This window comes from Vibrio sp. 1180_3 (genome assembly GCF_029478545.1).
Lineage (GTDB): Bacteria > Pseudomonadota > Gammaproteobacteria > Enterobacterales > Vibrionaceae > Vibrio > Vibrio aestuarianus.
In genome coordinates this window covers 120355-133063 of record NZ_SJFM01000003.1, presented here as the reverse complement: position 1 = coordinate 133063, position 12709 = coordinate 120355, and the positions used below count along the sequence as shown (strand labels likewise).

The 12709-nt window shown below is 43.1% G+C and carries 8 protein-coding genes; all 8 read left to right on the top strand.

What is annotated here, in order from left to right; all coding sequences use genetic code 11:
• Window positions 1-44 precede the first annotated feature (44 nt).
• The 8 genes from EYW48_RS03350 to EYW48_RS03315 all read left to right on the top strand — a co-directional run bounded on the left by EYW48_RS03350 (window position 45) and on the right by EYW48_RS03315 (window position 12608).
• On the top strand, window positions 45-1130 hold the full coding sequence (locus EYW48_RS03350) for an AI-2E family transporter (RefSeq protein WP_274671918.1): 1086 nt from the start codon (window positions 45-47) through the stop codon (window positions 1128-1130).
• 75 nt (window positions 1131-1205) lie between these two features.
• Window positions 1206-2231 carry a 16S rRNA (guanine(1207)-N(2))-methyltransferase RsmC gene (gene rsmC / locus EYW48_RS03345; RefSeq protein ID WP_171979562.1) on the top strand — a complete coding sequence of 342 codons (1026 nt, stop codon included), beginning with the start codon at window positions 1206-1208 and terminating at the stop codon, window positions 2229-2231.
• Window positions 2232-2438: 207 nt separating this feature from the next.
• Window positions 2439-5825 carry a response regulator gene (locus EYW48_RS03340; protein WP_277431858.1) on the top strand — a complete coding sequence of 1129 codons (3387 nt, stop codon included), beginning with the start codon at window positions 2439-2441 and terminating at the stop codon, window positions 5823-5825.
• 899 nt (window positions 5826-6724) lie between these two features.
• Window positions 6725-8398 carry an ABC transporter substrate-binding protein gene (locus tag EYW48_RS03335; RefSeq protein ID WP_053311287.1) on the top strand — a complete coding sequence of 558 codons (1674 nt, stop codon included), beginning with the start codon at window positions 6725-6727 and terminating at the stop codon, window positions 8396-8398.
• A 167-nt stretch (window positions 8399-8565) separates the two neighbouring features.
• Window positions 8566-9552 carry an ABC transporter permease gene (locus EYW48_RS03330; RefSeq protein ID WP_053311288.1) on the top strand — a complete coding sequence of 329 codons (987 nt, stop codon included), beginning with the start codon at window positions 8566-8568 and terminating at the stop codon, window positions 9550-9552.
• Between the two features lie 2 nt (window positions 9553-9554).
• Window positions 9555-10589, top strand: a complete 1035-nt coding sequence (locus EYW48_RS03325; RefSeq protein WP_053311289.1) for an ABC transporter permease — start codon at window positions 9555-9557, stop codon at window positions 10587-10589.
• Window positions 10590-10591: 2 nt separating this feature from the next.
• On the top strand, window positions 10592-11575 hold the full coding sequence (locus tag EYW48_RS03320) for an ABC transporter ATP-binding protein (protein ID WP_053311290.1): 984 nt from the start codon (window positions 10592-10594) through the stop codon (window positions 11573-11575).
• 37 nt (window positions 11576-11612) lie between these two features.
• Window positions 11613-12608 carry an ABC transporter ATP-binding protein gene (locus EYW48_RS03315; protein ID WP_053311291.1) on the top strand — a complete coding sequence of 332 codons (996 nt, stop codon included), beginning with the start codon at window positions 11613-11615 and terminating at the stop codon, window positions 12606-12608.
• Window positions 12609-12709: the final 101 nt, after the last annotated feature.

The following is a 12709-nucleotide window of genomic DNA, read 5'->3' as shown; positions in this document are numbered from 1 at the left end:
TGCAGCCATTATAAAACCAATACCTTATTTTGTGAGAATAAAACGTGCCTGAAAAAATAAAAATAACCTCTAGTCATTGGGTGTTGGTGTTTGCACTACTGGCTTCTGCAATAGCGTGCTATTTACTAGTCGAGCCTTATATTAACTCCATTGTGATGGCCTTTATTATTTCGTTACTGATGTTCCCTATTCACGAATGGCTTGAACGCAAAATGCCGAAACATAAAAATACTGTTTCGCTCATTTCCTGCGTGATCTTAACTTTTATTATTGTGATTCCATTGCTATTTGTTTTCGCGGCGATCGTCCAACAAGGCTCTTTATTTTCTCAAAATATGTATCAATGGGTGACTCATGGCGGCATCCAAACCGTTTTTGCTCATCCTTGGGTGGTTAAAGGGTTATCGATCGCTAACCAATACTTACCTTTTGATGAAATACAGCCACAGCAGATCGCACAAAGAGTAGGACAATTTGCCACTTCATTTGGCTCGAATCTGGTCAGTATTAGTGCAAAAATACTTGGCGATGCCACCAACTTTTTGATGGATTTCTTTTTGATGCTGTTCGTGTTGTTCTTTTTATTACGCGATCACGACAAAATCATCAATGCCATTCGGCACATACTGCCATTTTCACGCACCCAAGAAGACAAGCTACTATCTGAAATTGAGCAAGTCTCTAAATCAGCAGTAATGGGGTCATTTTTGACAGCGATAGCACAAGGTTTCGCTGGTGGTTTGGGGATGTGGCTTGCAGGTTTCCCTGGCCTATTTTGGGGAACCATGATGGGCTTTGCCTCATTCATTCCAGTCGTTGGTACAGCATTAATTTGGATTCCAGCCACCGCTTATTTATTTTTGATAGGTGATACTACTTGGGCCATTTTCCTTGCGGTTTGGAGCATTGCAATCGTCGGCTCTATCGATAACCTACTTCGCCCACTATTAATGCAAGGCAGCTCAGGTATGAACACTTTACTGATTTTCTTTTCATTGCTAGGTGGTATTCAGCTATTTGGTTTGATTGGCTTAATTTATGGTCCATTGATTTTTGCCATTACCATGGTGCTGTTCAACATCTATGAAGAAGAATTTAAAGAGTTTCTAAACCAGCAAGACAACAGCTAAATACAGCAGAAATAACTTCAAGCAAGGGGGCGATTATGCGAAAATCGCCCCCTATTTTTTAGCGTAGAGTTCCCCATGTTAACTTACACCGCACCGAGTCAAATTGCCCAACGTCAACTCGCTTATTTCGCCGATAAGCATGTTCTAGTTGCCGGAGAGGTTGAAGACCTATTTCCGGTTGAATTAACTCATCATTGCCGTTCAGTTTCGGTGTTCACTACCCATTATGGTTACTATCGCCAGTTAAACGCTCATAGCCAAATACAACGATATTTTGGCGCTCAATTTGTAGCAGAAACCAACGCTGATCTGATTTTACTTTACTGGCCTAAAGCTAAGTTGGAAGCGGAGTATCTGCTTGCAATGTTACTTGCTAAATTGGGCAAAAATACCGAGATCGTGGTTGTTGGTGAAAATCGCTCTGGTGTAAAGAGCATCGAAAAAATGTTCCAACCCTACGGCATAGTAAAAAAGTATGACTCTGCGCGTCGTTGTTCTTTTTATTGGGGGCAATGTATCGAACAACCAGCCACCTTTGACATCAATGACTGGTTCAAAACCTATCAAGTTCAATATCAACAACATTCATTAATGGTCAAAAGCCTACCGGGTGTATTCAGCCATGGTGAGTTTGATCTCGGTAGCCAGTTATTGCTCGACACACTACCGAACCTCAGAGGTAAAGTGCTCGATTTCGGTTGTGGTGCTGGTGTACTCGGTACAGTCATGGCAACACTCAATAGCGATATTGAACTGGAAATGTGTGATATTAGCGCGCTGGCTATTGAATCAAGCAAAGCAACTTTAGCCGCTAATGGTTTAAGCGGAAAAGTATTTGCCTCAGATGTCTACTCTGACACAAACAGCAACTACCAGTTCATCGTCAGCAACCCACCATTCCACTCAGGTTTAGAGACTAGCTATAGCGCCACAGAAACTTTACTCGCGGATGCACCTAGCCATCAAACATCAAATGGTGAGTTATTTATCGTCGCCAATAGTTTTCTAAAATATGCTCCCATTATCAACCACGCCTATGGTAATTGTGAGACGATAAATAAGACCAATAAATTTGTCATTTATCATGCGAAGAAGTCTTAAAACATTTCACCTTAACTGTTGAATCCACCTAACCACGGCCTTGACGCATACCGTTATGGCTAATTTTGCGTTGATGACAACACTTTCAATAGGACTTACTTGTCAAAGTAAAAAAACTTGTTAATTTCGTTGCTTTAAGTTTTCTTTGTTTTTCATTTGCTTTAACTGGAAACAGTTAAAGCCTCACAGAAAGTAACGCTTTTTTCTATGTTTAGGTTCTCTCGTAAGCAAAAATTTAAACGCCTGCAAAATACATTGATGCTGGCTTTTCTTGTTCTAAGTATCACCCCTTTGACGGTGATGGCCATCTTTTTTCTCCAATCACACAGTCAAGACCTGCAAGAACAAAGCACCTCTCACTTACTTTCCGTTCGTGATAATAAGCAGCAGCAATTATTCGACTACTTCGCGGCCAAAGAATCGGAAGTGATGGGCTTTGTCCGCTCAGAACTTGCCTATGCCAGCGGTGGGCGATTTTACGGTTTAGTTAATGCATTTCAAAGACTTGGACCTGACATCAAACAAGCACGAGAACATGCACAGCAGCGCTACATCCCAGGTTCTGGCGATCAAATAAAAACTTCTATTTTGCCTCAATCAAGTAGTTATGTGGGCAGTGAAAGATATCGTTTGTTGCATAAACGATATCACTGGGCTTATTTAGAATTACTAAAACGATCGGATTTTGATGATATTTTATTAGTCGACATTGCTGGTGATGTGGTTTATTCAGTCTATAAACATGATAACTACGGAACGAACCTACTCACCGGAAAATATAAAGACTCCAATATAGGAAAAACTTTCCGCCGTTTGACACAAGAAGTCAACGAGCATCATAAAAGTAATGGGGAGTATACTCCGGTCATCGTTTCAGATTTCTCACCACAAGATGGTAAGCAAGTCGCGTGGCTAGGAGCACCTATCATTCAACAAGGTTATCTGCACAGTTATGCCATGTTCCGTTTGCCAAATAATGGCATTACAAAACTGGTGGCAGATACCAACCAAACCTCACAAATAAGAACCTTACTGGTTGGTCAAGATCATCTATCCCGCACCTTGGAATATGAGCAAGTAGAAATCGATAAAAGCCAAAAGGTCATTAACCTAGCGCTCTCAGGAATCAGTTCAGTTGGCACCTACACCAATACCTTGGATGAAAAAACCATCGCGGCCTACACTCCGATTATCACCACTGGCCTGCAGTGGGCTTTAGTCGTTGAACTTCCAGAGAAAGAAGCTTACGCACGAGTCCACCAGCTAGAAAAACTGTTTATTTTTGCCATGCTGACCGCCATTATTTTAGTGGTCATCGCCTCTCACTACTTATCCAACTTCATTACGTCTCCACTATTGAAGCTGACATGGGCAGCCGAAAAAGTATCCGCAGGTGATCTGGATGAAAACGTCATCAATACTGAACGCAAAGATGAGATCGGCCGTTTGGCGGTTAGCTTTGAACGCATGCAACGTTCTATTCGTGAAAAAATGCAGTTGATCAAATCGCAAAACAAAGAACTTGAAAGCAATATCCAACTGATCCGCAAACAAAATGAAGAACTACACTTAGCCAATAAATTAAAAGATGAATTTCTCGCGACCACCTCACACGAATTAAGAACACCTTTGCACGGTATGGTGGGGATTGCCGAAGCCTTAGTCTCTGGGGCCAATGGCCCGATTACGGCTGATCATCGTTACCAATTAGGCATTATCATCAGCAGTGGACAACGCTTAGCAAACTTGGTTGATGACCTATTGGACTACCATAAAATGCGTTATGGCAGTTTGGATATCAACCGCTGTGCTGTTGATCTCTCTAGCGCAACCCGTTTAGTGTTAGAGCTTTCAAGCCACCTACTGGGTAAAAAACCAATACGCATTATTAACCAAGTCCCTGATGAATGTGTTTGGGTTTCAGCCGATCCACAAAGACTCGAACAGGTACTCTATAACTTAATCGGTAATGCGATTAAATATACGACTGAAGGTAAAATTGTTATTTCAGCCAATGTCGTCGATGACAAGATTCGTGTGCAAGTCGTCGATACTGGGCAAGGAATTCCAGCAGAACAGCTTGAGCATATTTTTGAACCTCTTATTCAAGCAGGACAAGATGCAAGTCGCTACCGTCAAGGTGCTGGACTTGGGCTTTCGATTAGCCGTCAACTGATTGAACTGATGCACGGTACGCTGTATGTCAGCAGCCAGCCTATGGTAGGTACTACCTTTAGCTTTACCCTACCGATAGCCTCAGACCAAGAGATCCAATTCGCCAGTCATATAGAGCCGCGCCACTTCCAAGCACCTGAAATTGCAGAAATAGAGCAGCCAGAAGCGAACACTCTCCCTGATAATAATTCTGGTCCACTGCTTCTAGTCGCTGATGATGAACCCGTCAATTTACGAGTGTTAGACAGTTTCTTACGCTTAGAGGGCTATCAAGTCCGCACAGTAAAAGATGGCAATGAAGTATTGGCGGCCGTTGAACAACAAAAACCAGAACTGTTGCTACTCGATATCATGATGCCAGGTCTTAGCGGTTATCAAGTTTGTGAGAAACTCAGAGAACAGTACGACCACGCTGAGCTGCCTATCATTATGCTTACCGCATTAAATCAGACTGATGATCGTGTTCGTGGCTTTGATGCTGGTGCTAATGATTACCTATCAAAACCATTTAATAAACATGAATTAGCAGCTCGTATCGTGGCTCATCTATCTGCTAGTAAGGCAGAGCAGCGCCGCATCGAAAACAAACAACTACAGCAAGAACTTAAACATCGAGCCATGGTCGAAGCCAGCTTACTAGAAACACAAGGACGCCTTCTTGAACAACTAGAGTCAGCACCAGAGGCAATTATCTGCATTCGAGATGACCATAAAGTACGTTTTGCTAATGAGGCCGCCGCTAGGTTATTCAGGCGCAGCCAGGAGCAGTTAAAACGCTCTAATGCCGATGAATTGATCGCACCAAAGTACTTAGTTGTCGATCAAGAACACTATTGCGGCAATATCGATATTTATGTCGATGATACTCGTCAGCATATGTCAGCCGATATTCTACGATTACCAGAAGGCTCTGGGCTGCAAGCTATGTATATTTTTAATGTTGGGGGAAATATTAACGCCGCTCGCATTAATAATCTGGAAACCGCCATCGAAGCACTCTCGAGTTATGCTTTTGAAGGTGATAGAGAGAAACTTCAACAATTAAAAGAGCTCGGTGGGGAGTTTACCCGTATTGCTGACAAAGTATCGGGAGATAACCAATCAAAGCAAGATCTGATGCGTGAAGTCCTCGTAGAGGCCATGACTTGTGCTTTAGATTACTGGGAACGAGTGACTAGCCAAAGCAAGTTTACCTTCGCCGAACAAAGTGGCTTGTGGCGGGTGTATCTTGATAGAAGCACTCTGCAAACAAGGACATTAGATAAATACTTGCGAATAGAGACACTACCCAAAACCCCTCGTTGGCGGACAGTTCTAAACTCTTTAGATTACATTTTAGAGCACTGCCAAGAGCAAGGACCGGAACGGGCTCATATCGAAACTCAGCGTGACAAACTACAAAAACTGCTGACTAGCTAATGCTATATTGTCTACACAAACCCGCCTAGTGCGGGTTTTTTATTACCGCTAGCCAAGGCATCACCGATGGCCACATAATCTCTCTTATACCAATCACAGCAAATGAGTGATCAGAAATAGCACAGGAAAAAGACTTGAGAACAAGGCAGGATTTTTCGATAACTAGTTATTCTACAATCAAAAATTCTAACGCAGTTATCGAGTATTTTAACCAGCTAGGATGAACAGTTATTTACTACGATTGGTATTACCTATCTCCAAAACGCTTTTCTAGTGTCTGATGTCGTTTAGTGGCTTAAAATTTTAACCGAGTATTGGCAGGCAAAAACCTTGCTTTACAAAAGAAAAAAAGAGGTCAAAACAACATAAAGATTCCAGTTAAAGAGTCAGAGGATTCTCATTCAACAGTGAAAAATCACCAATAGTATTGAGTAAAGATAGAGATTGCGAACCGAATCACAACAATTCGGCAGATTTAATTTAGGTACGCAAATTAACGAAAAACCTAAGGCGTGAGCAAGATCTCCACTTACAAGAAAATCAAAAAAAACCTTTTAAATAAAGGCCAAAATACGTAGTGAACACTTACATAAAGTGGAATACTTATAGTTATTCGAGAGGTTGATCACTGTCGATAAATTGAACAACATTGAGAGCAAATCGATAATATTGACGTTTATGACGTCAAAGTGTCATGTTTTGACGTTTTTAACGGGAATTGGAATTGATAATTTTCTCTGCAAGGTGTCTTCTTACTCCTACCAAAGGTCTACAGGCCACTCAAGTTGACTCACTCCTCCGGTTTGTTAACAGATAATGAGGTAGGCCTTGGAGAGTGTTTATCAATTGATAACATTCAAATCCATTAGTGAAATGAAAGCAAATAGTAAGGAACAGCTATGCTTGCCAATATAAAAAAAACAGCACTAGCCGCAGCAGTAATCGCCGCTGCAGCAACGAGTGTTTCAGCTCCAGCAGCAGCACGTAGTGAGCTAACTATCGTACCGGATTTCTACCCTACAATGGTGCGCAACTTTAACCCGTACCTAGCAACAAACCTACGTACTACAACTGACTTCATCTACGAACCTCTTGTAGTATTTAATGAAATGCACGGTAATACTCCGGTAATGCGTCTTGCTGAAGGCTTTAAAATGTCTGATGACTTGATGAGCGTTACATTTGATATCCGTAAAGGTGTTAAATGGTCTGACGGCCAAGCATTTACAGCTGATGACGTTGTGTTCTCTTATGCCCTTTTACAAGGCAAGCCAGAACTTGACCAACGTGGTATCAATAAATGGGTAACTAGCGTTGAGAAATTAAACGAGTACCAAGTTCGTTTCCGCCTAACAGAAGCAAACTCTAACGTACCTTATGAGATTTCTCTGGTTCCTATCGTTGCTGAGCACGTATGGAAAGATGTGAAAGATCCAACAACCTTTACCAATGAAAACCCTGTAGGTACTGGTCCATTTACCGAGATCGACACATTCACTCCTCAGCTTTACATCCAATGTCGTAACCCGAATTACTGGGATGCAGCAAGCCTTGAGGTAGACTGTCTACGTGTTCCTCAAATTGCAAACAATGATCAACTTCTAGGTAAGATCGTAAACTCTGAGCTTGATTGGACATCATCATTCGTTCCAGATATCGATCGTACTTATGCAGCAGCAAGTCCAAATCACCATTACTGGTACCCTGCAGCGGGCACTCAAGCATTTATGATTAACTTCAAGAATCCAGATGCCGCGAAAAATGAAGCGTTAACAAACGTAGACTTCCGCCGCGCATTCTCTATGGCTCTTGATCGTCAAACCATCATCGATATCGCGTTTTACGGTGGCGGTACTGTCAATGACTTCGCATCAGGCTTAGGTTACGCATTTGAAGCTTGGTCAGATGAAAGTATTCATAATAAATACAAAGGCTTCAACACATACGATGTAGAAGGTGCCAAGAAACTACTAGCTAAAGCTGGCTTCAAAGACGTAAACAACGATGGTTTTGTTGATACACCATCAGGCAAGTCTTTTGAGCTACTAGTTCAGTCTCCAAACGGTTGGACTGACTTTAACAACACCGTACAGCTAGCTGTAGAGCAACTTGGTGAAGTTGGCATTAAAGCACGTGCACGTACACCAGAATTCGCAGTATACAACCAAGCCATGCTTGAAGGTACTTACGATGTCGCGTACACCAACTACTTCCACGGTGCCGATCCACATCTATACTGGAACAGTGCTTACAACTCAGCACTGCAAGGTGGTGAAGGTATGCCTCGCTTCGCGATGCACTTCTTCAAAAATGAGAAGCTAGATAGCTTACTTGATAGCTTCTACAAAACAGCCGATAAGAACGAGCAACTAGAAATCGCTCATGGTATTCAGCAAATCATCGCTGAAAATCAAGTAACGGTTCCTGTAATGTCTGGTGCATATATGTTCCAGTACAATACAACTCGCTTCACTGGTTGGTGGAACGAAGAAAATCCAAAAGGCCGTCCAAACATTTGGGCTGGTATCCCAGAGCGTCTATTGCATGTACTGGACCTAAAACCAGTTAAATAAGTAGAAGTTCAATCCTTGCGGCGTACCTTGTACGCCGCTGATAAAAATCCCCTTTAATACCTATTAAAAGTATAGCGCTCGTCGTTAGGGGATTTATCGCTCTAAATTTCGCTAGGAGCGACCTGAAACCAGATACAGGATAAAACTGGGTGAGTAAGGTGTGAGTTATGGGTTATTTTTTAAGACGTTTGTCGTTCTATTTTATCGCGTTGCTAGTCGCAGCAACTTTAAACTTTATTATTCCGCGAGCGATGCCAGGTGATCCAGTTACCATGATGTTCGCGAATGCAACAACACAAGTAACACCAGAGCGAATTGCTGCAATGAAACAGCTTCTTGGCTTCGTTGATGGTGGATATTTAGTTCAATATGTAACCTACATAAAAAGCATTTTAAGCTGGGAGCTAGGTACATCCATTAAATTTTACCCTTTGAGTGTTAATGAGTTACTTGGTAGTGCTTTTGGTTGGTCACTATTTCTAGCTGGCACGGCGGTAGTTATCTCTTTCTCTATCGGTTCCATTTTAGGTATTTTCGCTGCATGGAAGCGTGGTAGTCGCTATGACACTTTCGTTACTCCAGGCATGTTAGTCATTCAGGCGGTTCCACAGGTCGTTATCGCGATGATCGCCATGTTTACCTTTGCTATTGGCTTACAGTGGTTCCCTACAGGCTACGCCTATACTGCAGGAGTAACGCCAGATTGGACCAGTTGGACATTCATTAAAGATGTGGCTTACCACGCTTTCCTTCCTCTGGTTTGTGCTTCGTTAGTCCAAATCGGTGGGTTCTTGGTCAACATGCGTAACAACATGATTAACTTGTTGGCAGAAGACTACATCACTATGGCAAAAGGTAAGGGCTTAAGCGAAAACCGCGTAGTCTTTAACTACGCTGCACGTAATGCTCTATTACCAAGTGTAACGGCACTGTCGATGTCTCTTGGTATGGCGATTGGTGGCCAGCTCATCATCGAAATTATCTTTAACTACCCAGGTCTTGGTACGGTTCTCTTTAACGCTATCAACGCTCGTGACTACCAAGTACTGCAAGGCCAATTGTTAATTATGACTCTGTTTATGCTGTTCTTTAACCTACTAGCAGACATGCTGTACGTCGTTCTTGACCCTCGCCTACGTAAGGGAGGTAAATAATCATGAAAGATCTTATTAAACTTGTTCGTGGTAATACCGTTGCCATGGTTGGCGTGGTGATTCTCAGTGCATTCTTATTTATCGCTTTAGCAGCACCGCTTATCACAAGCCACGCTCCTGATAAACGCACGGGTAATCCACATGAATATCCATCATTTGTCGTAAAAGCAGCCAAAGCTGATCCAAATGGTTGGGTCGCTGAAAACCTAGCAACAGACCGCCGTACGCTGTTAATGTCAAAAAAAGCTGATCACGTACTTGGTACATCACGTATGGGCCGTGACATCTGGTCACAAGTTGTTTATGGCGCACGCGTTTCCCTAGCGGTTGGTTTTGGTGCCGGTATTACCGTCTGTTTCTTAGCAACCGTAATCGGTGTTTCTGCTGGCTACTTTGGCGGAAAGATCGATGATTTTTTAACCGCAGCGATGAATATCATGCTGGTTATTCCTCAGTACCCACTTTTATTTGTGGTCGCCGCCTTCATTGGGGAGGCCGGGCCATTGACCATCGCGCTAATCATCGGTTGCACCTCCTGGGCATGGGGCGCACGTGTTGTTCGATCGCAAACACTCGCATTACGTGAGAAAGAGTTTGTCAAAGCAGCTGAAGTGCTCGGTGAATCCTCCTGGCGCATCATTTTCATTGAAATTTTGCCAAACCTTATCTCTATCGTTGGCGCAAGTTTCATTGGTTCAGTAATGTACGCCATCATGATGGAAGCAACCATTTCATTCCTTGGTCTAGGCGATCCCAACACTATCAGTTGGGGCATCATGCTGTACAACGTACAAACCTCATCTTCAATGCTGATTGGCGCTTGGTGGGAACTGCTCGCTCCATGTATTGCTTTGACGCTTCTCGTTACAGGGCTTGCACTGCTTAACTTTGCCGTCGATGAAATTGCGAACCCTCAGTTACGTTCACACAAAGGCATGAAACGTTGGAAAAAACTGGCAGCTCAAGACAAAAAAGAGCGCAAGCCTGAAGAACAACTACCACCACAAAACAATGCACTTTGGAGCGGAGATAAATAATTATGACATCACCACTTATTTCAATCCGTAACCTATGCGTAGACTACATTACTGACGCTGGCGATGTCCGTGCTTGTAATAATGTCAGCTTCGATATTGCTCCAGGCGAGGTTTTTGGCCTAGCGGGTGAGTCTGGTTGTGGTAAATCAACCGTTGCATTCTCCTTAATGCGTCTGCATAAGCCGCCTGCATTTATTACTGGTGGCGAAGTGATCTTCAATGGCGAAGACATCATCCAATACAGTGATGAACGCATGCAATCATTTCGTTGGAGCCAGATGTCGATGGTATTCCAAAGTGCAATGAACGCATTAAACCCAGTATTGACCATGGAAGAACAGTTCTGTGATGTGATTATGCGTCACACCAACATGACACGTGAACAAGCGAAACGCCGTGCCGAAGGGTTATTGGAAATCGTTGATATTCACCCTAGCCGCTTGAACGATTACCCACACCAGTTCTCTGGTGGTATGCGTCAACGCTTGGTCATCGCGATTGCGCTCGCACTCAACCCTAAAATGATCATTATGGATGAGCCGACCACTGCACTAGATGTCGTGGTTCAACGTGAAATTTTGCAAAAAATCTACGCTCTGAAAGAAGAATTTGGATTCTCAATTTTGTTTATCACTCATGACTTGTCTTTGATGGTCGAGTTCTCAGACCGCATTGGCATCATGTATTCAGGCGAATTAATTGAGGTTGCACCTTCTAAGCAAATTTTGCAAAGCCCTTACCACCCTTACACCAAAGGGTTGGGAAGCTCTTTCCCTCCATTAACTGGCCCAAAAACAAAGCTAACTGGTATTCCTGGCAATCCACTTAACTTGCTAGATATTCCTCATGGTTGTCGCTTTCAGGCTCGCTGTGATCGCGTCCATGAGGCGTGTACAAAAATACCAACGGCTTTGCGCCAAATAGAGCCTAGTCGCTTCTCCAATTGCCACCTTTACGGTGAACCAATTGCTCAAATGAAGCTGTAGAACAAGTGCTGTATTAAAAGAATTTCTGGAGACAATTATGAGCAAAGAGCTTGGTCAATTACTGGTAGAAGGTAAAAATCTGATTAAGGATTTTCCACTCAACAGTAACGCCCTTAAACAACCGATGATGCGAGCCATTAACGACGTATCATTCAAAATGTATAAAAGTCGTGGTTTATCTGTCGTAGGTGAGTCTGGTTCAGGCAAGTCAACTACCGCCAAAATGATAGCTAAAATGTACGCTCCAACCGATGGCATCATCGAGTACAAAGGCCGCGACATTCAAGAAATAACATCACGTAGCGATCTAATGCACTACCGTGAAGGTGTACAAATGGTATGGCAAGACCCATTTGGCTCTTTAAACCCAACGCATACGATTTTCCATCATATTGCGCGTCCACTGTTGATCCACAAAAAAGTGACGTCTGGCAATAAGAAGGAACTAGAAGAACGAGTTCACGATCTTCTCGAACAAGTTGGGCTGATCCCGCCAAAAGAGACGGCAGCTAAATACCCGCACCAACTTTCTGGTGGCCAGCGTCAACGCGTTAACTTAGCACGTAATATTGCGGTGGGGGCTGAAGTTGTACTTGCTGATGAACCAACGTCAATGCTAGATGTATCAATTCGTGCCGGTGTTTTAAACCTGATGGAAGAGATGAAGTTTGAAAAACAAATGTCACTTCTATACATCACCCACGATATCGCGACCGCACGTTATATTGCCGAAGATCTTGCTGTAATGTACGTAGGCCACATGGTTGAATGGGGCGACACCGAAGAGATCATCCACGATCCTCAACACCCATATACTCAACTCTTGGTTTCAGCCGTTCCAGATCCAAGCAAGTCGATCCACGAGCCATTAAAAGGCAACAAAGGTGAAATACCGCTATGGACGCCAGACTCTGTCGGGTGCCCATTTGCAGGTCGTTGTACTCATGCCACTGCAAAATGTCGTGAACAATTACCTGCTGTTACTCAACTGTCTGATAACCACTTTGTTCGTTGTTATCTCTATGAGCAGTAAGTAATCACCAACTAAAACAATAACTATTTAACTCAATCAACCATCAAGCACTTGAAGTTGCAGCACAACAACCACGCTAGCCAAGCCGCAACTTCAAGCTT

Coding starts and splice junctions, on each gene's coding strand:
- rsmC (WP_171979562.1), top strand. CDS start 1,206: ATGTTAACTTACACCGCACCGAGTCAAATTGCCCAACGTCAACTCGCT.
- EYW48_RS03340 (WP_277431858.1), top strand. CDS start 2,439: ATGTTTAGGTTCTCTCGTAAGCAAAAATTTAAACGCCTGCAAAATACA.
- EYW48_RS03335 (WP_053311287.1), top strand. CDS start 6,725: ATGCTTGCCAATATAAAAAAAACAGCACTAGCCGCAGCAGTAATCGCC.
- EYW48_RS03330 (WP_053311288.1), top strand. CDS start 8,566: ATGGGTTATTTTTTAAGACGTTTGTCGTTCTATTTTATCGCGTTGCTA.
- EYW48_RS03325 (WP_053311289.1), top strand. CDS start 9,555: ATGAAAGATCTTATTAAACTTGTTCGTGGTAATACCGTTGCCATGGTT.
- EYW48_RS03320 (WP_053311290.1), top strand. CDS start 10,592: ATGACATCACCACTTATTTCAATCCGTAACCTATGCGTAGACTACATT.
- EYW48_RS03315 (WP_053311291.1), top strand. CDS start 11,613: ATGAGCAAAGAGCTTGGTCAATTACTGGTAGAAGGTAAAAATCTGATT.